This is a genomic window from Corynebacterium hylobatis, assembly GCF_003955685.1.
GTDB classification, from domain to species: domain Bacteria; phylum Actinomycetota; class Actinomycetes; order Mycobacteriales; family Mycobacteriaceae; genus Corynebacterium; species Corynebacterium hylobatis.
The window spans coordinates 60,457-81,363 of sequence record NZ_RXHJ01000002.1 but is presented as its reverse complement, the minus strand read 5'-3'; the positions used below and the strand labels follow the sequence as shown (position 1 = coordinate 81,363).

Below are 20,907 nucleotides of genomic sequence, written 5' to 3'. Positions count from 1 at the left end.
AAACCGCCTCCCTACCAGGTACGGCGCAGCACGGGTTCGGAGTGGCCGACCTCACGGCGCACCGTCCAGTTGGACTGGCCGTTGAGGGTGCCGGCGGAGACATGGTGTCCGGTGTCGGCGTCCCAGATCTGGGTGTCGGCCTCGAGGACGATGTTTGCGCCGAGCGTGCAGTTGTCGCCGACGCTGAGGCCCAGGATGCCGGAGGAGACCCCGAAGCGGCAGTTCGCCCCGATGCTGATGGGGTCGCGCAGCCCGTCGGCCCGGCGCCTGGCCATGATGGTGGAGGACAGTCCGATGTCGGTGCCTTCGCCGATGACGATGGAGGAGGACAGCCGCCCCTCGATGCGGGCGGAGCCGAGGGTGCCGCAGTTGAAGGAGACGTAACCTTCGCGCAGCACCCGGGTGCCGGGGGCGAGGTAGGCGCCGAGACGGACGCGTTCGGCCTCGGCGATGTTGATCCCGGAGGGGACGACGTAGTCGACCATGCGGGGCAGTTTCTCGATGCCGTAGACGTGGATGAGGCCGCGGCTGCGCAGGGCGGTGCGGACGAACTCGAAGTTGTCGGGGGTGCACGGGCCCTTGTTGGTCCACACCACGGTGGTCAGGCAACGCAGGGAGTTGTCCATGTTCAGCTCGAGGGGACGGACCAGCCGGTGGGAGAGCAGGTGGAGACGCAGGTAGACATCGTGTGCATCGATGGGGGAGGCCTGGAGATCGGCGATGGTGGTGCGGACCGCGACCTGTTCGACCATGCGGTCCTCGTCGAGGAGGACGAGTTTGAGCAGGCTGTCCGGGATGTCCCGGGCGCCGAGGCGTTCCGTACCTGACACGAGACCGGTGCCGTCCACGAGTTCCGGCTCCGGGTACCAGGTGTCGAGGATCGTGCCATCCATGGCGATGTTGGCGATTCCGACCGCGGTTGCTCCCTGAGGTGTCATACTGCCGAGTCTACGACGTGGCGAAACCCCCCACACCTCGAGGCGAGACCGTCTAACCTGGGACAGGTGACCCCGCTCGACCTGACCTCTGACCCGGTGTCCCTGACCGCTGCGCTGGTGGACATTCCGAGTCCCTCGCACCATGAGAAACAGCTGGCTGACCTGGTGGAGGCAGCGCTGCGCCGGTTGCCGGGCCTGCCCGACAACCAGATCATCCGCCGCGGGAACACCGTCGCCGCGGCCACCCGCCGGGGGCTGGGCCGGCGGGTGATCCTCGCCGGCCACCTGGACACTGTGCCGTTGGCCGGCAACGTGCCCCACCAGCTCATCGGCGATATCCTGCACGGCTGTGGGACGGTGGACATGAAATCGGGCATGGCCGTGTATCTGCACCTGTTCGCCCTCCTGGCGGATGCGCCGGATCTCACCTCCGATCTCACGCTCATCGCCTACGAGGCGGAGGAGGTGGAGAGCCGTTTCAACGGGCTCGGCCACCTGGCGGTCAGCGACCCGGAGTGGCTGCGGGGGGATCTGGCGCTGCTGGGTGAGCCCTCGAACGGGATCATCGAGGCCGGGTGTCAGGGCACGCTGCGGCTGCGGGTGACGGCACACGGGGCGCGGGCGCATTCGGCACGCGCCTGGCTGGGTGAGAACGCCGCTCACAAAATCGGGCCGGTCATCGCCCGGATCGCGGACTATGAGGCCCGCCGGGTCAAGATTGACGGCTGCCACTACCGGGAGGGGCTCAACGTGGTGCAGCTGGAGTCCTTCGTGGCCACCAACACCATCCCCGATAAGGCGCATGTGCTGGTGAATTTCCGTTTCGCGCCCGACCGCACGGAGGATGATGCCCTGGACCATGTGCTGCGTTATCTGGCGATCGACAACCTTGATGATGGTTTCACCGTCACGCTGGAGGACTCCATGCCCGGGGCCCTACCGGGGTTGCAGCAGCCGGCGGCTGCGGCGCTCATCGAATCGGTGGGGGAGGTCCGCGCCAAGCTGGGGTGGACCGATGTGGCGCGGTTCGCTCCGTTGGGGGTTCCGGCGGTGAATTTCGGCCCCGGGGACCCGGCCTTCGCGCACCGGGTGGAGGAGCAGGTTCCGGTTGGCCAGATCACCCAGGTTGCCTCCCAGCTGCGAAATTTCCTCACCACACGCCCCTCCTGACGCAGCGGACGGCGCAGGAAACAGCTAGGTTCTATGCTATGGCTCCGAACATCACTCCCGATCCCGAGAAGGCGCGCATGCTGCGTGGCCCCGTTCTGCTGCGCACCGAGGGCGATAAGAAGACCACCTACGATCAGCGGCTGCTGGAACTGGGGGCGGACCATGACTGGATGCACGCCGACCCCTGGCGCATCCTGCGGATCCAGGGGGAGTTCGTCGCCGGTTTCGACGCCCTGGCAGCCATGCCCAAGGCAGTCACCGTCTTCGGTTCGGCCCGCATTCCGGAGGGGCACCCCTGGTATGAGCTTGGTTGTGATCTGGGCCGGGCGATCGCTGACTCGGGATACGCCGTGATCACCGGCGGTGGGCCGGGCCTGATGGAGGCCCCCAACCGCGGTGCGCACGGGGCGGACGGCCTGTCCGTCGGTCTGGGCATTGAACTCCCGCATGAGCAGGCGCTCAATGCGTGGGTGGACCTCGGTCTCAACTTCCGTTATTTCTTCGCCCGCAAGACGATGTTCCTGAAGTATTCGCAGGCTTTTGTCTGTCTGCCGGGTGGTTTCGGGACTCTCGACGAGCTCTTCGAGGTGTTGTGCATGGTGCAGACGGGCAAGGTCACCAACTACCCGATCGTGCTCATCGGCACCGAATTCTGGTCCGGTCTGATCGACTGGATCAAGGAGCGCCTGGTAACCGACGGCATGATCTCCGAGAGGGACCTGAATCTGTTCCTGGTCACGGATTCCGTTGAGGAGGCCGTTTCGTTCATCGTCGGCTGCCACCGTGAGATGACGGACGGCCGTCTCATCGGGGCTGACGATGAGTACACTCCGGTCCATGAGGTCCGTGAACAGGCAGGACACCGCTAGATCCTTGGAACACCATGCTCTGCCGGCGGTGATGGCGATCGTCAACCGCACCCCGGATTCCTTCTATGACCGCGGCGCGACCTTCGCCGACGAGGCCGCCCTGCGTCGTTGTGACCAGGTTGTCGCCGAGGGCGCGGCGATCATCGACATCGGCGGGGTGAAGGCCGGTCCCGGTTCGCTGGTCGACGCCGCCGAGGAGATCGACCGCGTCATCCCCGTCATCGAGGCCGTCGCCGCCCGCCATCCCGGGGTGCTCATCTCCGTGGATACCTGGCGTGCTGAGGTCGCCGACCTGGCCATCCGCGCCGGCGCGGGGCTTGTCAACGACACGTGGGCGGGCCACGATCCCGAGCTCGTTGAGGTCGCCGGCCACCACGGCGTCGGTTATGTCTGCTCCCACACCGGTGGGGTGGAGCCGCGGACGCGCCCGCACCGGGTGCATTTTGATGATGTGGTCACAGACGTCATCGCCGAGACCACCGCCCTGGCGGAACGGGCCGTGTCCGTCGGAGTGCCGGAGGAGAAGGTGTTCATCGACCCCACGCATGACTTCGGCAAGAACACCTTCCACGGCCTCGAGCTGTTGCGGCGTATCGACGAGCTGGTGGCCACCGGCTGGCCCGTGCTCATGGCGCTTTCCAACAAGGATTTCGTCGGCGAGACCGTGGATCGGGCGGTGGGCGACCGGCTGGCCGGCACCCTGGCGGCCACCGCCTGGGCCGCGGCCCGCGGTGTGGCCGCCTTCCGGGCACATGAGGTCGCGGAGACCGTCGATGTCATCCGCATGACCGCGGCGATTGCGGGTCACACAGCCCCGCTGAACACCATCCGGGGGCTTGCGTGAGGGTGTCGGTGGTCATCCCGGCACTCAATGAGGAGGTCACCGTCGCCGCGGTGGTGCGTGCTGCCCTGACGGATGGACCTGATGAGGTCGTGGTCATCGACGCCGACTCCACCGACGGCACCGCTGCGCAGGCCTCGGCGGCGGGTGCCCGGGTGCTCAACTGGCGGGAGATCCTCCCCGGTATCGAGCCTGTGCCGGGTAAGGGTGAGTCGTTGTGGCGCGGGGTTGCCGCCGTCACAGGTGACGTGGTGGTCTTCCTCGACGCGGACCTGCACCAGCCGGCCACGGGCATGGTCACCGCCCTGGCCGCGCCTTTCACGGACCCGGGTGTGCACCTGGTCAAGGCGGACTACCGGCGCACCATTGACGGCCGGCCCACCGGTGGTGGTCGGGTCACTGAGCTGACGGCCCGTCCCCTGCTGCGCCTGCTCTTCCCTGATCTGGCTCACATCAGACAGCCGCTGGCAGGCGAGTATGCGATCCGCCGGGCCACTGCCCTGGCGCTGCCCTTCACCGCCGGTTACGGGGTGGAGGCGGGACTGCTTGTCGACGTCGCCGCCCGCCACGGCGCGACCTCCGTGCAGCAGGTCGACCTGGGGGTGCGCCGGCACCGCAACCGGCCGCTCACGGAGCTGGGGCCGATGGCCGATGTCGTGGCCGCCACCCTGCTGGAGCGGGCCGGGGTGGGGGAGACGGGCGTCGGAACGCGGCCGCCCCTGTCCGGTATTCTCTAGCCATGTTCTCCTGGCTGCTGCTGATCATTGTCCTGCTCGCGCTCATCGCGGTCGGCATCTGGTTCTGGGGTGCGGTCTTCGGCCGGGGTGAGGTGCTGCCGCCCCTGGACGCGGACAACACACGGGACAGGAATGAGCAGGCGGTGGCTGCCGGTGACCTCAACTCGGTGCAGTTCGAGATCGTCCACCGTGGCTACCGTCCGGAGCAGGTTGATGATGTCCTCGACCAGCTCCACCGGCGGCTGGCGGAGGCGGAGAAAACGATCACCCGGCTCTCTTCACCGAAAATTGACTAAACTGGTCAGGGTAAACCATCCGAGAAGAAGGAGCCAACTCAATATGGCAGCTATGAAGCCGCGTACCGGTAACGGTCCCATGGAAGCGGTTGAGGAAAACCGGAAGATCGTGATGCGTATCCCGTCTGACGGGGGAGGTCGCCTGGTTGTGGAGATGAGCAAGGAGGAGGCCGCCGAGCTCGGCGCTCTGCTCACCGCTGCGGCTGAATAGGCCCACCATCTGTGAGGGTATGCTCGACTGCATGCTCTCCGACATCATCGACGTGCTCGCTGATCCCGCCGACGGCACTCTGCTGTCCGGTGTGGACGACTACACCCGACTGGTCTCCGAGTCGGGCCACTCCTTTGATGTGGCCCGTCAGGGGTATGTGACCCTCGCCGCAGGCGCGGGTCTGCGCCATCAGGGTGACAGCATGGAGATGGTGCGTGCCCGCGAGACATTCCTGTCCCGCGGGCATTTTGCACCCTTCGTGGAGGCGGTCGCGGCAGGCGTACACGATGCGCTTGACGACGCCGCCGTCCCCGACACCGCCCGCCCCGTCATCGCGGAGATCGGCGCCGGCACTGGCTACTACCTCTCCCATGCCCTCGATTCGGTCGAGGGCTCCCGGGGACTGGGGCTGGACATCTCTGTCCACGCAGCCCGCCAGCTGGCCAGGTGCCACCACCGGGTGGGAGCGGTCGTCGCTGACGTGTGGGAGCGGCTGCCGGTCCGTGACTCATCGATCGACGTGATCACCGTCGTCTTCGCCCCGCGCAACGCTGCGGAGTTCGCCCGCGTGCTCACCCCCGGCGGGCAGGCGATCTTCCTCACCGCCGACCGCGGCCACCTCGCTGAGCTGCGGGGTCCGCTGGGCATCCTCGACGTGGAGGAGGGCAAGATCGACCGGCTCATCAATCAGGCCGAGGGGCATCTCAGCCCGGTCACTGAACCTGCCCTCATTGAGTTCCCGATGGAGCTGGACCGGGAGTCCATCGCCGCGCAGATCGGGATGAGTCCCTCCGCCCGGCACATCGCTCCGGCAGAGCTGGCGGCGCGTATCGCCGATCTTCCGGAGACGATGACCGTCACCGCCCGGGCCCACCTGCTGCGTATGGGCCGGGCGTAGAACCCTAGCTGTCGTAGTGCGGCAGGTCCCCGGATGTGACGGGGCCACGCTCCCAGTGGCGTTCCAGGACAGCCTCCCCGTCGGTCTCGACGTGGATGGCGGAGCAGCCGCCCTCGAAGTAGACGCGGCTGGCCATGGTGACGGCACCGCCGTCGGCGAAGACCTCCACGGTGGAGCCGTCGACGAAGATCGACAGTGAATCTGTGTCCCCCTCCGCCAGGCCGGTGCCGGCCACCGGGTCCCCGGAATACCGGGCGTTCATCGACCGGTCCAGGCTGAGCCGGTCACCGGCGTGGGTGATCACGGCCGCGGGGTTGCCGGCGGCGTCGAGAAGCGTGGCCGTGAGGCTGCTGCCCACGGGGATCTCGCACAGCCCGGTCCACGAGCGGGCGCCGTCGGTGCGGCTGATCGCGTCGGGCAGGCCGGCCGGCGGGGTCTGGAAGATCAGTCCCCCCTGCAGCGTGACCACCCGCGGCAGGGACAGCGCGTTGGCCCAGTTCTCGGCGGCCAGGGAGGGGTGGCGGTTCGGATCATCCCTGCGGCCCACGCCGTTGAGCAGACCGAAGAGGACCGACTGCTGGTAGCGGTTCTCCTCGGGCACGGTACCGGGGGTGACGTTGGTGTTGCGGGGCCGGGTGAAGTCGTGGCCGTGGTCGAGGCGGGTGAAGGGGGTCCGCACGGTGAAGGTCGCCTCCCGCAGTGTGCCCACGAGGTAACCGGAGATGTCGATTCCGTCGGATTCCAGGGTCACCAGCAGGATGTCGTAGATGTTGCCGTCGACCTCGTCACGCAACCGGAGGATACGGGGGCCGACGAGGATGGTGGTGGCGTCGAAACCCGGGTCCCCCTCGAATTCCAGCGCTCCGGTGAAGTCCCAGGAACGCCCGTCCGGGCTGGTGAGCACGACCGGGGTGGGGGAGTCCCCGTGGCCGGTGACGGCGAGCATGAGCCAGCCTGAGTGCCCCAGGTGCCGGTCGTCGGCGGTTTCCCAGTCGGGGACGACACACGGGGAACGGAAACGGCTGTGGCCGTCGATGTCGCTGACCACGTCGCCGATCCGCTGGACGCGGTGGTCCATCGCGAATTCGTCGTCGGCGACGGGGCAGGCCTCACCGAGCTCCGCCAGGTGTGCAACCTGGATGGAGGTGCCGGCGGCGGTGACGGAGGTGAAGTAGAGGTCCAGCCCTTCCCCGTTGGCCACCACCGCACCGGCCCGCAGGGCGGTTTCCCCGCCGACGGGCACGAGGGCATCGTCGCAGATCTCCCAGTCGAAGGGTCCGTCCTCGGAGACGACGTGGGCCCAGCGGGCGGGGGAATCGGGGGTGGGGCGGTACTGGTGGAACAGGTGCCAGGTCTCGCCGTCGAGGAGTACCCCGGCGGGGGCGTCCAGGACGCCGGATTCCGGCGTGACGTGCAGTTCAGGGCGGTGGTGACTGGGGCTCACGGGATTGATCTCCTCCTAGCGCAGCGACTGGTAGATGTCGACGGTCTGCTGGGCGATGGTGGCCCAGGAGAAGGCGTCGACGGCACGCTGGCGGCCGGCCTCGCCGAAGGCCTTGGCACGTGCAGGATCAGAGACCATTGCGTTGACCTGGGCGGCGATGTCGCGTTCGAAGGTCTCCGGGTCGTTCTCGTCGTAGTGGACGAGGGTGCCGGTCTCGCCGTCGACGACGACCTCGGGGATACCGCCGACGTCGGAGGCGACGACCGCGGTGCCGCAGGCCATGGCCTCGAGGTTGACGATGCCCAGCGGCTCGTAGATTGAGGGGCAGACGAAGGTGTCGGCGGCGGTGAGGATCTCCTGGATCCGGTCGCGGTCGAGCATGTTCTGGACCCAGAAGATGCCGTCGCGGCGGGACTGCAGCTCCTCGACGAGGGCAGTGGTACGGGCGGCGATCTCCGGAGTGTCCGGGGCTCCGGCGCACAGGACCAGCTGCACACCTTCATCGAAGTGGGCGGCGGCCTTGACCAGGTGCTCCACGCCCTTCTGACGGGTGATACGTCCGACGAAGGCGACGATGGGGCGGTCCGGGTCCACGCCCAGTTCGGTGAGGACGGACTCCTCGGCCTGCCCGAAGGTGGGGCGCGGCTGCCACAGCTGGGTGTCGATGCCGTTGAGCACGACGTGGACGCGGTCGGGTTCGATGCGCGGGTAGGCATCGAGGATGGAGTCCTTCATCCGGGCGGAGACGGCGATGACGGCGTCGGCGTATTCCATGGCGTTCTTCTCCGACCAGGAGGAGACCTCGTATCCGCCGGCGAGCTGCTCGCGCTTCCAGGGGCGGTGCGGCTCCAGGGAGTGGGCGGTGGCCACGTGTGGGATGCCGTGCAGGCGGGCGGCGAGGTGGCCGCCGAGGCCGGCGTACCAGGTGTGGGAATGGACGACGTCGACGTCTGCTGCCGCCTCGGCCATGCGCAGTCCGGTGGACAGCGTCCTGATCGCCGGGTTGGCGTCCTCGAGTGCCGGGTCGACTCCGTGGACGTGCACACCCGCCATGTCGCGGGGGGCGCCCATGCAGTGGACGTCCACCTCCGTGATCTCACGCATGAACCGGGTCAGCTCCGTGACATGGACTCCGGCACCGCCGTAGACCTCCGGGGGATATTCTCTGGTCAACATTCCGACTCTCATGACAGTCAAGGGTAGCCACGCAGCTCCCTGACTGCAGGGGGTGTCGGGGGTAGCGGGTGATCCGCGGGTAATGCGAGGTCACCCCACCCGGGGGCCACAGGAGAAATGAATGTCACCTTCCCCGGCGAAAACCCCCACGAGCACCTAGATTGGGATTCGTGAAGACTCAGCCGAATGTTCTATCCATTGTTCTCGCCGGCGGCGAGGGTAAACGACTGTTCCCGCTCACCGAGGACCGCGCCAAGCCCGCGGTCCCGTTCGGGGGTAGTTACCGTCTCATCGACTTCGTTCTGTCGAACCTGGTCAACGCGGGCTACCACAAGATCGCGGTGTTGACCCAGTACAAGTCGCACTCGCTGGACCGCCATATCTCCCAGGCCTGGGCGTTACACGGCCCGGTCAGCCAGTACATCGCCTCGGTGCCTGCCCAGCAGCGCCGCGGCAAACGCTGGTTCACCGGTTCCGCGGACGCCATCGTCCAGTCCCTGAACCTGATCTACGACGAGAAGCCGGATTACGTCATCGTCTTCGGTGCGGATCACGTCTACCGCATGGACCCCTCGCAGATGGTCGAGGAGCACATCGCATCCGGCAAGTCCTGTTCGGTCGCGGGCATCCGTGTCCCGCGGGCTGACGCCTCCGCCTTCGGTGTCATCGAAGCCGACGACGAGGGCAACATCACCGAGTTCCTGGAGAAGCCGGCCGATCCGCCCGGCACCCCGGATGACCCGGACGTCACCTTCGCCTCCATGGGTAACTACGTGTTCACCACGGACGCCCTGATCCAGGCGCTGCTGGAGGACGAGAAGAACGAGGACTCCGACCATGACATGGGCGGTGACATCATCCCGTACTTCGTCAACCGCGGTGACGCCCACGTCTACGATTTCTCCCGCAATGAGGTACCGGGTGCCACGGAGCGTGACCAGGGTTACTGGCGTGACGTCGGCACCATCGACGCCTACTACGAGGCGCACATGGACCTGATCTCCGTCCACCCGGTGTTCAACCTGTACAACCGCATGTGGCCGATCCACTCCACCGATGACCAGAACTTCCCGCCCGCGAAGTTCACCCAGGGCGGCATCGCCCAGTCCTCGATGGTGGCCCCGGGTTCGATCATCTCCGGCGGCACGGTCCGAAACTCGGTGCTGGCCGGTGACGTCCATGTCGCCGAGGGCGCGACTGTCGAGGGGTCTGTGCTGCTACCGGGCGTGCGCATCGGCCGGGGGGCCGTCGTCCGCCACGCGATCCTGGACAAGAACGTCTACGTCCGCGAAGGCGAGATCGTCGGCGTCGACCGCGGCCGCGACGAGGCCCGCTTCAAGATCTCCTCCGGCGGTGTCGTCGTGGTGGGCAAGAACGAGGTCGTCTAGCAGGAGCCGGCGGGCCGGGGGCGTCAGCTGAGTGAACGTCCGCGGCCCGCTTCTCGACGCCCGTTCTACCCCAGCCGTGTGATCAGCGTCAGTCCGGAACCCAGCGCCAGGCGGGTGACCAGGGCGCCCTCCAGGTTGCGGGCCAGCTCATCGGTTTCCCGGGCGGCCGCGGTGGAGCGGTCGCGGCGGGAGTCGTCGGAGAGGGTGCCGTCGAGGAGCGAGTCCGCCAGGACCAGCGTGCCGCCGGAGGCGAGCAGCGGCCAGGCAGCCTCGAGGACGGCGGGGAGTTCGACGGGTGGGACCTCGGCGTAGACCAGATGGTAGGAACCGGCCGCCAGGCGACTCATCACGTCGAGGGGGCGTGAGGGGAGGAAACGGACCCGGGAGGGGGCGTAGCCGGCCTCGCGGAAGACGGCGCGGGCCTGGGTCTGATGCTCGACCTCGGGGTCGATGCACGTCATCGTCGCGCGGGGTCCCAGGCCGCGGAGGACGTACAGGCCGACGACCCCGGCGGCGGGGGTCACGGCCACGGCTCCGGTGGACTTCTCGGAGCCGGCGGAAGCCGCGAGGGTGGCCAGGAGCTGGCCGGTCATCTCGTCGGGGACGGAGAGCCCGAACTCCTCGGCGTCGCGTCGGGCCGCGGCGAGGGCGTCGGGATTCTCCGAGGTTGATTCGATGTAGGAGCGCAATGCGTAATAAGCCGTGTCAGTCACAATTGACCAGTCTAGGTTGCCGCGGGACTGTTTTCCCCGGACCCGCGGGTTTGTGACGGATGTGGCCAGTGGGTCCCTTCCGGGGGTCTTCACAGAAGGTTGCCAGTTCATTGTGTAGTGTTCCGCAGTCCGATGTAGCACGATGGATGTCATGACGCGCACCACAGGATACGACGACCAGAACCAGGCCGACGACCTCACCGGTACTGCCGCGTTCGATGCCGGACAGGGGGAGATGCCGGGCTGGGGAGAGCTGGTGGCGGAACATGCCGACAGTGTCTACCGTCTCGCCTTCCGTCTCTCGGGTAATCCGCACGACGCCGATGATCTCACCCAGGAGACCTTCATGCGCGTGTTCCGTTCCCTCAAGCACTATCAGCCGGGCACCTTCGAGGGGTGGCTCCACCGCATCACCACCAACCTCTTCCTGGACATGGTCCGCCACCGCAGCAAGATCCGCATGGAGGCCCTGCCGGAGGACTACGACCGTCTCCCGGGCACCGACATGACCCCGGAGCAGGCTTATAACGTGGCCAACCTCGATCCCGCCCTCCAGGCAGCACTGGACAGCCTCAGCCCTGATTTTCGGGTGGCTGTGGTGCTGTGTGATGTGGTGGGCATGTCCTACGATGAGATCGCTGACACCCTCGGCGTGAAGATGGGTACCGTGCGCTCCCGCATCCACCGCGGCCGGACCCAGCTGCGGGCCAGTCTGGAGGTCGCCGCCCAGAAAGATGAGGGCGCCCAGCTGCTGCTGCGGACCCGCTGAATCTTTCGCGAGTATTCTGGCGGTAGAAGAATGTGAGGAGGCCAGTGGTATCGATGATCCGTCCCAACCTGTCGCGCTTTCCGCGCCGACCGCGTGGGCGCCGGGAGTTCGCCTCTGTCGAGCATCTGAGTCCGGAGGCCGTCGCAGCTTTCGTGGACGGGGAACTCACGGACCCCGCGACGCACCGCGCCCGCGTGCACCTCGTGCACTGCGGGGAGTGCCGTAATGAGATCGAGAGGCAGCGGGGTGCCTCGGAGTGGCTGCGCGGCTCCAACATCGGGGAAGACGTCCGCGCACCCCATGACCTGCTCGCCCGGTTGACGGGTATCGCCAGCGGCCCAGTGAAGGCGGGGCCGGATGCGGAGTCCACCCCCACCCCCGGGCCGGAGTGTCTGCTGGACAAGGTGGAGATGATGCTGCGGGCGGTCAGGCGCAACCAGGGACTCTAGACCGGTCCCCACCGTGCGGTGGGGCTAAGGTGGATATGTGTTTCAGAGTATCGGTTGGCTGGAGATCTTCACGCTGGTGATCGTGGCCCTCATCGTCGTAGGACCGGAGCGTCTGCCCGGCCTGATCGAGGATGTGCGCGCCGCGATCTTCGCGGCACGTCGCGCGATCAACAATGCCAAAAAGGAGCTCAACGGTGAGCTCGGCGAGGAATTCGAGCAGTTTCGTAAACCTATGGAACAGGTTGCCGAGTACACGCGCCTGGGGCCGCGGGGCGCCATAACGAAGGCGCTTTTCGACGGCGACGATTCCGCCCTCGACGATTTCGATCCGAAGAAGATGATGGAGGAGGATCCGCGCACCCCGCAGCCGCAGCCTTCCCAGCAGCAGGCGCGGGGGGCACGCCTTTCGGGCCCGCAGTATCCAGGCCAACCCGACCGGGATGGTCGGGAGGGCGGGAAGGGCGATTACGGGACCGGGGGCGGTTTCTCCTGGACGGACATCACCTGAGGGTGGTCTGGGGTCCTGGGGCCCCGTGCGGGCCGAGCGGACCGGTGGGAAACAATGCATATAATCTGCCGGAAATTATTTATGCAGATGAATTTCTGACTATTGCCCGGTAAATTTCAGTCTTTCGGAAGCGTTATTGAACGACGTAGACTGTCGAATTCGGGGGGAAAAAAGGGGGCGGATGGGTGGATTCCGCCTTCCGGTAGGGAGTGTTCTATGCATCCTGTGTTTCGGCGGATGCGCAGCATAAGTGGCTCTATCTGGACTTATGGAGAGAGTGCCTGCCGGGCCACCCCTGGAATGGGGTGGTGAACTGCGGTCCGAATAGCTGTGTCCCACCATCTGCGGATGGTGGGACGTTCGCTTTTTCCAGGCCCACCTCGGTGCCGGCAGGGCCGGGGATGAAGCTCGGACTACTTCCGGCTCACACCCAGGCCCAGAGGCTTCCCGGCGAGGGAGTCACGGCGGGTCATCAGCTGCTCGGCGATCGCCGCAATGGCCACCCCGGCGGGGGAGTCCGGCTCTGAGACGGCGATGGGGTTGCCGTCATCGCCGTGGACGCGCAGCTGCGGGTCCAGGGGGATCTGGCCGAGGAGGGGGACCTCCCCGCCGGTGAGGACGGAGAGACGTTCGGCGACGTGTTCGCCGCCGCCGGCCCCGAAGACGTCGAGGGTGGAGCCGTCGGGGAGCACCATGGCGGCCATGTTCTCGATGACACCGGCGACACGCTGGCGGGTCTGCTGTGTGATGGAGCCGGCCCGCTCCGCGACCTCGGCGGCCGCGGCCTGCGGGGTGGTCACGATGAGCAACTCGGCGTTGGGCACCAGCTGGGCCACGGAGATGGCCACGTCGCCGGTTCCGGGCGGCAGGTCCATGAACAGGAAGTCCAGGTCGCCCCAGAAGACGTCGGCGAGGAACTGCTGGATCGCACGGTGGAGCATGGGGCCGCGCCAGACGACGGGGGCGTTGCCGTCGACGAAGTGGCCTATGGAGATGAGCTTCACACCGTGGGCGATCGGCGGCATGATCATGTCGTCGACGGCGGTAGGGCGCTGCTCGGAGCCGAGGAGACCGGGCACGGAGTGACCGTAGATGTCGGCGTCGAGGACACCGACCTTGAAGCCGCGGGCGGCCAGTGCGACGGCGAGGTTCACGGTCATGGAGGATTTGCCCACGCCGCCCTTGCCGGAGGCCACCGCGTAGACGCGGGTGGTGGAATCGGGCTCGGCGAAGGGGATGGTGGGTTCCTCGGCGCCGCCGCGCAGGGATACGCGTAGTTCGCGGCGCTGTTCGTCACTCATGACGTCAGTGGTGACGGTGACGGCACCCACGCCGTGGAGTTCCTCCAGGGCGGCCTGCGCGTTGCCGGTGATGGTGGATTTCATCGGGCAGCCGGCGATGGTGAGGTAGATTTCGACCGCGACGTCCGGGCCGGAGACGTTGATTGACTTGACCATCCCCAGCTCGGTGAGGGGCTTGCCGATTTCAGGATCCTCTACGCGGGACAGCGCGCTGCGGACAGCGGATTCGGTGATAACAGACATGGCACACCCATCGTAGTAGGCATGTCAACGATCAGGGTCTTCGGCCAGGTCACCCTGGATGGGCTCGGAGAGGTCTCCTGCGGAATCAATGACATCGGCGGAGACGTCGTCGAGTTTGGCCTCCAACCGCTCCAGCAGCCCGCGCAGGTCGTCGAGTTCGTGGCGCAGATAGTCGCGGGAGACCATCTCGCCGACGGCCAGGCGCACCCCGGCGAGTTCCCGGGCGAGGAATTCGGTGTCGGCCTTGGTCTGTTCGGCACGCCGCCGGTCCGCGCTGACGGTGACCTTGTCGCGGTCCTCCTGCCGGTTCTGCGCCAGCAGGATCAGGGGTGCGGCGTAAGCGGCCTGGGTGGAGAAGGCGAGGTTGAGCAGGATGAAGGGGTAGGGGTCCCATTTCCAGATGAACCACCCGCCGGCGTTGAGCGCGATCCACACGATGACGATGATGGTCTGCCACACCAGGTACTGACCGGTGCCGAAGAAGCGGGCGACCTTCTCGGCGCCGGCGCCCACGGCGTCGTCGTCGAAACGCGGGAGCCTGCGCCGGCCACCGACGGGGGTGTCCAGGTCAACGCTTCTGTATTCAGCCACGGTCCACCTGCTTATCCACGCCCCTGCGCCGCGCCGGGCGCACGCCCTCCGAACGCCAGTCCTCGGGCAGGAGGTGGTCGAGGAGGTCGTCGACGGCCACCGCCCCGAGGAGGTGGTGGTCCTCGTCGAGGACGGGTCCACATACGAGGTTGTAGGTGGCGAAGTAGCGGGCGGCGGTCTCCTGGTCGTCATCGGCGTAGAGCGGTGGCAGGTCCGGGTCTAGGATGCCACCGACCAGCGTCGAGGGTGGTTCACGCAGCAGTTTCTGCAGATGGACGCAGCCGAGGTATTTGCCGGTCGGTGTCGCGGTCGGTGGGCGGACGATGAAGATCAGGGAGGCCAGGGAGGTCGGCAGGTCGGGGTCACGGGCCAGGGCGAGGGCCTCGGCGACGGTGGTCTGCGGGGTGAGCACCAACGGCTCCGGGGTCATCAGGGCGCCGACGGTGTCGGGGGAGAAACTCATGAGCCGGCGCACCGGGGCGGATTCCTCCGGATCCATGAGCTCGAGAAGCACCTCCGCCTTGTTGTCCGGCAGTTCCTGGAGGATGTCGGCGGCATCGTCCGGGTCCATCTCCTCGAGGACGTCCGCGGCGCGTTCGATGTCGAGGGTCTCCAGCAGCTCGGCCTGGTGGTCCTCGGGCAGTTCCTGGAGGATGTCGGCGAGGCGTTCGTCGTCGAGTTCGTTGGCCAGGCGGTGCCGCTGGCTGGTCGGCAGGTCGTGGAGGTAGTTGGCCACGTCCGCCGGGCGCATCCGGTCGAAGGCGGCGATGGTCTCGGCGATGGTGTCGGACTGGCCCACGCCGGCAGCGGTCACGCCGTGGATATGGGACCAGGGGACCGGGATCAGCTTCGGGGAGCGACCGAATTTCGGCCGGGAACCGAAGACCGCGGCGCGGGTGATCACCCAGTCACGGGTGCGGGAGCGCTCTAGTTCGACATCAGCGATCTCGACGGCCCGACCGTGCAGTTGCGGCTGCTCCGGGGCATCGGTGTGCACCTTCGAACCCACCAGGTCCCCCATGACGGTCAGCTCACCGGAGCGGACCTGGAAGGCCCGCATGGACACCGAACCCGTCGCCAGGGTGATGTCGCCCGGTTCGATCGCGGCGATGCGCAGCATGGGCACGAAGATACGGCGGCGGTTTACCAGTTCGATGACGACCCCCAGGGCGCGCGACTGCTGGCCGTGGGGGCGGATGTTGACCACGACGTCGCGGACACGCCCGATCGGGTCCAGATCCGGACCCCGGACCTGCAGACCGACCAGGCGACCTGCGTACACACGGGAGACAGCACTCATGGGCACAAGTGTAGACCGGAACCAAACACCCCTCCGGCACGTTGAACGGGTATGAGCACTCCTTTACGTCCCCGCCCGACGGGCTGGCCGATCGGCAGCTTCGGATCCTACGAGGATGCGCAGGCGGCCGTCGACAAGCTCTCGGACGTGCAGTTCCCGGTGCAGGATCTCACCATCGTGGGGGTGGACCTGATGGAGGTGGAACGCGTCACGGGTCGGCTGACCTGGGGGCGGGTCATCGGCGGTGGTGCTCTGTCCGGTGCGTGGATCGGCCTGTTCTTCGGGCTGCTGTTCGGTCTGCTCGGCGGCGGATTCCTCACTCCTCTGCTGCTGGGCATGGCCATCGGTGTGATCTTCGGCATCGTCAGTGCCGCGGTGCCCTACGCGATGTCGGCGGGCCGCCGCGACTTCACCTCCCGGACCCAGATCGTCGCCGGCCGCTACGACGTGCTGGCGGACCCGGCCCGGGCCGCCGAGGCACGCGACATCATCGCCCGTTCCGGGCTGACGCGGCAGGCGGGTTCCGGCGGGTAAACTTTCCAGTCATGAACCGCCTCCTCACCCGCGCAGCACTGCCCGCACTCGGCCTCGTGGGACTGCTGTCCCTGAGCGCGTGTACCGCCGCGGAGCCGGGGCGTGACCCCAATCCGAACCACACCAAGGCCGTGGAGATCTCCGTGTCCGCGAACTCACCGGAACAGCTGATCCTCGGTGAGGTCTACGCCCAGACGCTGCAGGAGCTGGGCCGTTCGACGAATCTGAGTATCGTCGACACCCCCCACGCCACCAGCCGGCTGGACCGGCTGCGCTCGGGGGAGACGGACATGATCATCGGCTGCACCGGGGTCTTCCTCCACACCCTTGACCCGGTCCGGGCGGAGGAACTGGCGGGGGAGATCGCCGCCGATGAGGTCGAGGACCCCTTCGACGAGGCCTACCGTGAGTTCATCGGGGCCCTGCCCGGCAACATCATCTCCCCGGACCCCTCCTCCGCGCAGGCCTGCGCGGAGGAGGCACGGGAGAAACAGGCGCCGGACCTGCCGCGGTCGGTGGTGCCTGTGTATAAGCGGGAGCTGTTCGACCGGACGGAGCTCGTGGAACTGACCGCTGTCACCAGGCTGCTCACGACCGAGGACATCGCCACCCTCGTTGACTCGGCGGCCGAGGAGTCCTCCGCCTCCCGCGCGGTCGCTGCCTGGCTCGGCTGAACCCGGCCCGGGAGCGAACCCGGCCGGAGAAAAAGGGGACCGCCCCCGTCCGGTGTGAACCGGGCGGGGGCGGTGTTCTCAGACAGGGCGGCGGTTAAGCGAATGCCTCGTCGAGCAGCTGGGCCTGCTCCAGCTGGTGGACCTTGGCCACACCGGTCGCGGTCGAGGACTGCGCACGGCGGGAGATACGGCGCATCTCCGGCATGCCCGGGATCAGGTTGCGCAGGTGCTCGTTGTAGAACGGCCACGGGCCCTGGTTGGCTGGCTCGTCCTGGACGAAACGGATCTCGGTGGCGTTCGGGAAGTGCTCGAACGCGTCACGCAGACGGTTGAACGGGATCGGGTGCAGCATCTCCACACGGACGATCGCGATGTCATCGCGGTTGTCCTTGGCGCGGCGCTTCTCCAGCTCGTAGTAGATCTTGCCGGAGCAGAGCATGATGGTGGTCACCTTGTCGGTGTCACCGACCTTGTTGCCCTCCAGATCAACCAGACGCGGGTCGTTGTAGACCGACTGGAAGCTCTTGATGTCGGTGAAGTCCTCCACTGCGGAGGCGGCATCCTTGAGACGCAGCATCGACTTCGGGGTGAAGACGACCAGCGGGCGCTTCATGGTGCCCAGCGCGTGGCGGCGCAGCAGGTGGAAGTGGTTCGCCGGGGTGGTCGGCTGGGCCACGGTCATGGAACCCTCGGCGCACAGCTGCAGGAAGCGTTCGATGCGGGCGGAGGAGTGGTCCGGGCCCTGGCCCTCGTAGCCGTGCGGCAGGAGGAGGATCAGTCCGGAGGTCTCGCCCCACTTGGCCTCACCGGAGGAAACGTACTCGTCGATGATGGTCTGCGCACCGTTGGCGAAGTCACCGAACTGTGCCTCCCATGCGACGACGGCGTCCTGGTTGCCCACGGTGTAGCCGTATTCGAAGCCCATTCCGGCGAACTCGGTCAGCGCAGAGTTGTACACCATGAACTTGCCTTCACCCTTGGACTGGGCCAGGGCATGCAGCGGGTTGTACTCGTCACCGGTGCGCGGGTCGATCGGGACGGCGTGGCGCTGGGTGAAGGTACCGCGGCGGGAGTCCTCGCCGGCGAGGCGGACGAGCCTGCCGGTGTTGGCCAGGGAGGAGAAGGCGATGAGCTCGCCCCAACCCCAGTCGATGCCGCCTTCGCGGACGGAGGCGGCGCGGCGCTTGGCCACCGGTGCCACACGCGGGTGGAACTCGAAGTCCTCCGGCGGGGTGGAGTAGGCCTGACCGATCTCCAGCAGCTCCTCGCGGGTGATGGAGGTGTCCAGACCGCGGGTCAGCTCCTGGGAGGAGGTGATGCCGGTCTGCTCCTGCGGGCTGCCCTTCTCGGATTCCTTGACCTCGTTGAAGACGGACTCCATCTGGTCGTGGAAGTCACGTGCCGCCTTCTCCGCGTCCTCGGCGGAGAGGTCGCCACGGCCGACGAGGTCGTCGGTGTAGCGGGCACGGACGGACTTGCGGTCGGTGATGATCTCGTACATCTGCGGCTGGGTCATCGACGGGTCGTCGGCCTCGTTGTGGCCGCGGCGGCGGTAGCAGATGAGGTCGATGAAGACGTCCTTGCCGAAGCGGCGGCGGTACTCGGTGGCCAGCTGGCCGACCCACACCACAGCCTCCGGGTCGTCACCGTTGACGTGGAAGACCGGGGTGTCGAAGCCCTTGGCCAGGTCGGTGGCGTAGTGGGTGGAGCGGGAGGAGTCCGGGGTGGTGGTGAAGCCGATCTGGTTGTTGACCACGATGTGGATGGTGCCACCCACGGTGTAGCCGCGCAGGCCGGCGATGTTGATGGTCTCCTGGACGATGCCCAGGCCCGCGAAGGAGGCGTCACCGTGGAGCATCATCGGGACGACGGTGTAGCCGTCGTCGCCCTTGTCCAGGATGTCCTGCTTGGCGCGGGCGATGCCCACCACGACCGGGTCGACGGCCTCGAGGTGGGAGGGGTTGGCGGTCAGGGAGACCTTGATCTCACCGTCGCCGAACATCTGGATGTGGCGACCCTCGGAGCCGAGGTGGTACTTCACATCCCCGGAGCCACCGATCTGGCCCTGGGTCATGTTGCCCTCGAACTCGTGGAAGATCGTCGCCAGCGGCTTGCCCACGATGTTGAACAGGACGTTGAGGCGGCCACGGTGCGGCATGCCGATGACGACCTCGTCGAGGCCCTGGCCGGCGGCCGTGTCGATGGCGGCGTCCATGAGCGGGATGAGTGCCTCGGCACCCTCCAGGGAGAACCGCTTCTGGCCCACGTACTTGGTCTGCAGGAAGTTCTCGAAGGCCTCGGCGGCGTTGAGCTTCTGCAGGATGTACTTCTGCTCGGCGTTGGTGGGCTTGGGCATGCCCGCCTCAAGGCGGTCCTGCAGCCACTCGCGCTCATCACGGTCGAGGATGTGGGTGTACTCGGTGCCGACCTTGAGGGTGTAGGCGGCGCGCAGGCGGGAGAGCACCTCGCGCAGGGTCATGGTCTCCTTGCCGCCGAAGCCACCGACGTGGAAGATGCGGTCGAGGTCCCAGATGGTCAGGCCGTGGGTCTCGATGTCGAGGTCACGGTGGTCCGGGACGGGCATGCCCGGCTGGTGCCACTGCAGCGGGTTGGTGTCGGCGATGAGGTGGCCGCGGGAGCGGTAGGCCTCGATCAGCTGCATGACGCGGGTGTTCTTGTCGAGGCCGCGGTTCGGCAGGTCCTGAGCCCAGCGCATCGGGGCGTAGGGGACGTTCATCCGGTCGAAGATGTGGTCCCAGAACTTGTCGTCGGTGAGCAGCTGCGACATGGTGCGCAGGAACTCGCCGGACTCTGCACCCTGGATGACGCGGTGGTCGTAGGTGGAGGTGATGGTGACGAGCTTGCCCACACCCAGCTCGGCGAGGCGGTCCTCGGAGGCGCCGGCGAACTCGGCCGGGTAGTCCATGGAACCGACACCGATGATGGTGCCCTGCCCCTTGGTCAGGCGGGGGACGGAGTGGCGGGTGCCGATGCCGCCCGGGTTGGTCAACGAGACGGTGACACCCTGGTAGTCGTCGAGGGTCAGCTTGCCGATGCGCGAGCGGGCGACGATGTCCTCGTAGGCCTCGACGAACTCGTCGAAGGCCATGGACTCGGTCTTCTTGATGGCGGCGACCACGAGTGCGCGGGAGCCGTCCTTCTGGGGGAGGTCGATGGCCAGACCGATGTTGATGTGGTCCGGGGTGACCACGGAGGGCTTGTCGTCGATGACGTCGTAGGAGACGTTCATGTCCGGGTGGGCCTGGATTGCCTTGGCCATGGCGTAGCCGATGATATGGGTGAAGGAGATCTTGCCGCCGCGGGTGCGGGCCAGGTGGTCGTTGACCATGGCACGGTTCTCGAACATCAGCTTGACCGGCATGTCGCGCACGGAGGTCGCGGTGGGGACCTCGAGCGACTCGTCCATGTTCTTGGCGATGGCCTTGAACATGCCGCGCAGCGGCTTGGCGCCGGCCTCCGGCTTCGGGGTGGCTGCGGCACGGTCGATGGGGGAGACCGGCTTCTTCCGGTTCTTCGGTGCCGGGGCGGCCTTCTTCGCCTCCTGCGTCACCGCGGTCTCCCGCTTCTGCGGCTTATCAGATCCGATGGGACCCGCAGAGGGGACAGAGACGGGCTCAGCGTTTGCCTTTGTCTGAGCCTTGGCCTTAACCTGCTCTGCCTTGGGTGTAGCTGCAGCGGACACCGGGGCGCCGTTCTTCTTGAACAGCTCCCGCCATTCCTGGTCCACGGACTGGGGGTCCTTCTGGAACTGCTGGAACATCTCGTCTACCAGCCACTCATTCGGGCCGAAAGTACTTGCGCTGCTCACGGCAGATGCTCGCCTCTTTTCGTTGCTT

At 67.1% G+C, this 20,907-nt stretch carries 21 protein-coding genes; 13 read left to right on the top strand and 8 right to left on the bottom strand.

The features are described from left to right. Positions 1-11 precede the first annotated feature (11 nt). A complete protein-coding gene (locus EAH68_RS01610) occupies positions 12-938 on the bottom strand; it encodes a DapH/DapD/GlmU-related protein (RefSeq protein ID WP_126119578.1) in 927 nt (308 codons plus the stop codon). Positions 939-1,004: 66 nt separating this feature from the next. Between EAH68_RS01610 and dapE the strand changes: the two genes are divergently transcribed. The 7 genes from dapE to EAH68_RS01575 are packed head-to-tail and all read left to right on the top strand — an operon-like array spanning position 1,005 to position 5,960. Further along, the gene (dapE, locus tag EAH68_RS01605; RefSeq protein ID WP_126119577.1) at positions 1,005-2,108 is read left to right on the top strand and encodes a succinyl-diaminopimelate desuccinylase; all 1,104 of its coding nucleotides are present in this window, start codon (positions 1,005-1,007) and stop codon (positions 2,106-2,108) included. Positions 2,109-2,146: 38 nt separating this feature from the next. Then, positions 2,147-2,977, top strand: a complete 831-nt coding sequence (locus tag EAH68_RS01600; protein WP_126119576.1) for an LOG family protein — start codon at positions 2,147-2,149, stop codon at positions 2,975-2,977. 31 nt (positions 2,978-3,008) lie between these two features. Further along, positions 3,009-3,821 carry a dihydropteroate synthase gene (folP, locus tag EAH68_RS01595; RefSeq protein WP_126119772.1) on the top strand — a complete coding sequence of 271 codons (813 nt, stop codon included), beginning with the start codon at positions 3,009-3,011 and terminating at the stop codon, positions 3,819-3,821. Then, a complete protein-coding gene (locus tag EAH68_RS01590) occupies positions 3,818-4,555 on the top strand; it encodes a glucosyl-3-phosphoglycerate synthase (RefSeq protein WP_126119575.1) in 738 nt (245 codons plus the stop codon). The genes folP and EAH68_RS01590 overlap by 4 nt, the downstream gene beginning before the upstream one ends. A 2-nt stretch (positions 4,556-4,557) precedes the next feature. Then, positions 4,558-4,851: a DivIVA domain-containing protein gene (locus tag EAH68_RS01585; RefSeq protein ID WP_126119574.1), complete on the top strand. Its 294-nt coding sequence runs from the start codon at positions 4,558-4,560 to the stop codon at positions 4,849-4,851. A gap of 43 nt (positions 4,852-4,894) precedes the next feature. Further along, entirely contained in the window at positions 4,895-5,062 is a 168-nt protein-coding gene (locus EAH68_RS01580) for a DUF3117 domain-containing protein (RefSeq protein WP_126119573.1), read from the top strand. 31 nt (positions 5,063-5,093) lie between these two features. After that, positions 5,094-5,960, top strand: coding sequence for a methyltransferase domain-containing protein (locus tag EAH68_RS01575; protein WP_126119572.1), 867 nt, complete (start codon positions 5,094-5,096; stop codon positions 5,958-5,960). Between the two features lie 4 nt (positions 5,961-5,964). Here EAH68_RS01575 and EAH68_RS01570 read toward each other — a convergent pair whose 3' ends face one another. After that, on the bottom strand, positions 5,965-7,404 hold the full coding sequence (locus EAH68_RS01570) for a GH32 C-terminal domain-containing protein (protein ID WP_126119571.1): 1,440 nt from the start codon (positions 7,402-7,404) through the stop codon (positions 5,965-5,967). Positions 7,405-7,419: 15 nt separating this feature from the next. Continuing rightward, entirely contained in the window at positions 7,420-8,592 is a 1,173-nt protein-coding gene (gene glgA, locus EAH68_RS01565) for a glycogen synthase (protein ID WP_126119570.1), read from the bottom strand. Between the two features lie 158 nt (positions 8,593-8,750). On the opposite strand from glgA, the gene glgC reads away from it, so the two are divergent. Beyond that, positions 8,751-9,968, top strand: coding sequence for a glucose-1-phosphate adenylyltransferase (gene glgC / locus EAH68_RS01560; protein ID WP_126119569.1), 1,218 nt, complete (start codon positions 8,751-8,753; stop codon positions 9,966-9,968). Positions 9,969-10,033: 65 nt separating this feature from the next. On the opposite strand, the gene EAH68_RS01555 is transcribed toward glgC, so the two are convergent. Continuing rightward, on the bottom strand, positions 10,034-10,681 hold the full coding sequence (locus tag EAH68_RS01555; RefSeq protein WP_126119568.1) for an O-methyltransferase: 648 nt from the start codon (positions 10,679-10,681) through the stop codon (positions 10,034-10,036). Between the two features lie 151 nt (positions 10,682-10,832). Between EAH68_RS01555 and sigE the strand changes: the two genes are divergently transcribed. Genes sigE through tatB form a run of 3 tightly spaced genes read left to right on the top strand, consistent with a single transcriptional unit; the run spans position 10,833 to position 12,407 of the window. Further along, positions 10,833-11,450, top strand: coding sequence for an RNA polymerase sigma factor SigE (gene sigE, locus EAH68_RS01550; RefSeq protein ID WP_241228232.1), 618 nt, complete (start codon positions 10,833-10,835; stop codon positions 11,448-11,450). A gap of 53 nt (positions 11,451-11,503) precedes the next feature. Next, positions 11,504-11,899 (top strand): anti-sigma factor family protein, encoded by a 396-nt coding sequence (locus EAH68_RS01545; RefSeq protein WP_126119566.1) that lies wholly within the window; start codon positions 11,504-11,506, stop codon positions 11,897-11,899. Between the two features lie 37 nt (positions 11,900-11,936). Beyond that, complete coding sequence (gene tatB, locus EAH68_RS01540; protein ID WP_126119565.1) at positions 11,937-12,407, top strand: Sec-independent protein translocase protein TatB; 471 nt, start codon at positions 11,937-11,939, stop codon at positions 12,405-12,407. Between the two features lie 413 nt (positions 12,408-12,820). On the opposite strand, the gene EAH68_RS01535 is transcribed toward tatB, so the two are convergent. From EAH68_RS01535 to EAH68_RS01525, 3 genes are read right to left on the bottom strand one after another with little or no spacing between them, the layout of a single operon-like run. Next, entirely contained in the window at positions 12,821-13,951 is a 1,131-nt protein-coding gene (locus EAH68_RS01535) for an Mrp/NBP35 family ATP-binding protein (protein ID WP_126119564.1), read from the bottom strand. Positions 13,952-13,975: 24 nt separating this feature from the next. After that, entirely contained in the window at positions 13,976-14,542 is a 567-nt protein-coding gene (locus EAH68_RS01530) for a DUF1003 domain-containing protein (protein ID WP_126119563.1), read from the bottom strand. Beyond that, a complete protein-coding gene (locus EAH68_RS01525) occupies positions 14,535-15,842 on the bottom strand; it encodes a magnesium transporter MgtE N-terminal domain-containing protein (RefSeq protein WP_126119562.1) in 1,308 nt (435 codons plus the stop codon). The genes EAH68_RS01530 and EAH68_RS01525 overlap by 8 nt, the downstream gene beginning before the upstream one ends. Before the next feature lie 51 nt (positions 15,843-15,893). On the opposite strand from EAH68_RS01525, the gene EAH68_RS01520 reads away from it, so the two are divergent. Further along, complete coding sequence (locus EAH68_RS01520) at positions 15,894-16,376, top strand: YflT domain-containing protein (RefSeq protein WP_126119561.1); 483 nt, start codon at positions 15,894-15,896, stop codon at positions 16,374-16,376. A gap of 11 nt (positions 16,377-16,387) precedes the next feature. Beyond that, the gene (locus EAH68_RS01515; protein WP_126119560.1) at positions 16,388-17,050 is read left to right on the top strand and encodes a type 2 periplasmic-binding domain-containing protein; all 663 of its coding nucleotides are present in this window, start codon (positions 16,388-16,390) and stop codon (positions 17,048-17,050) included. Positions 17,051-17,144: 94 nt separating this feature from the next. Here EAH68_RS01515 and EAH68_RS01510 read toward each other — a convergent pair whose 3' ends face one another. Beyond that, positions 17,145-20,879 (bottom strand): multifunctional oxoglutarate decarboxylase/oxoglutarate dehydrogenase thiamine pyrophosphate-binding subunit/dihydrolipoyllysine-residue succinyltransferase subunit, encoded by a 3,735-nt coding sequence (locus tag EAH68_RS01510; RefSeq protein ID WP_126119559.1) that lies wholly within the window; start codon positions 20,877-20,879, stop codon positions 17,145-17,147. Positions 20,880-20,907 lie beyond the last annotated feature (28 nt).

What these genes read in the sequence shown, in the direction of transcription:
- EAH68_RS01610 (WP_126119578.1), bottom strand. Translation starts at nt 938, where the DNA reads ATGACACCTCAGGGAGCAACCGCGGTCGGAATCGCCAACATCGCCATG.
- EAH68_RS01600 (WP_126119576.1), top strand. Translation starts at nt 2,147, where the DNA reads ATGGCTCCGAACATCACTCCCGATCCCGAGAAGGCGCGCATGCTGCGT.
- folP (WP_126119772.1), top strand. Translation starts at nt 3,009, where the DNA reads ATGGCGATCGTCAACCGCACCCCGGATTCCTTCTATGACCGCGGCGCG.
- EAH68_RS01585 (WP_126119574.1), top strand. Translation starts at nt 4,558, where the DNA reads ATGTTCTCCTGGCTGCTGCTGATCATTGTCCTGCTCGCGCTCATCGCG.
- EAH68_RS01580 (WP_126119573.1), top strand. Translation starts at nt 4,895, where the DNA reads ATGGCAGCTATGAAGCCGCGTACCGGTAACGGTCCCATGGAAGCGGTT.
- EAH68_RS01575 (WP_126119572.1), top strand. Translation starts at nt 5,094, where the DNA reads ATGCTCTCCGACATCATCGACGTGCTCGCTGATCCCGCCGACGGCACT.
- glgA (WP_126119570.1), bottom strand. Translation starts at nt 8,592, where the DNA reads ATGAGAGTCGGAATGTTGACCAGAGAATATCCCCCGGAGGTCTACGGC.
- sigE (WP_241228232.1), top strand. Translation starts at nt 10,833, where the DNA reads ATGACGCGCACCACAGGATACGACGACCAGAACCAGGCCGACGACCTC.
- EAH68_RS01545 (WP_126119566.1), top strand. Translation starts at nt 11,504, where the DNA reads ATGATCCGTCCCAACCTGTCGCGCTTTCCGCGCCGACCGCGTGGGCGC.
- EAH68_RS01535 (WP_126119564.1), bottom strand. Translation starts at nt 13,951, where the DNA reads ATGTCTGTTATCACCGAATCCGCTGTCCGCAGCGCGCTGTCCCGCGTA.
- EAH68_RS01525 (WP_126119562.1), bottom strand. Translation starts at nt 15,842, where the DNA reads ATGAGTGCTGTCTCCCGTGTGTACGCAGGTCGCCTGGTCGGTCTGCAG.
- EAH68_RS01520 (WP_126119561.1), top strand. Translation starts at nt 15,894, where the DNA reads ATGAGCACTCCTTTACGTCCCCGCCCGACGGGCTGGCCGATCGGCAGC.
- EAH68_RS01515 (WP_126119560.1), top strand. Translation starts at nt 16,388, where the DNA reads ATGAACCGCCTCCTCACCCGCGCAGCACTGCCCGCACTCGGCCTCGTG.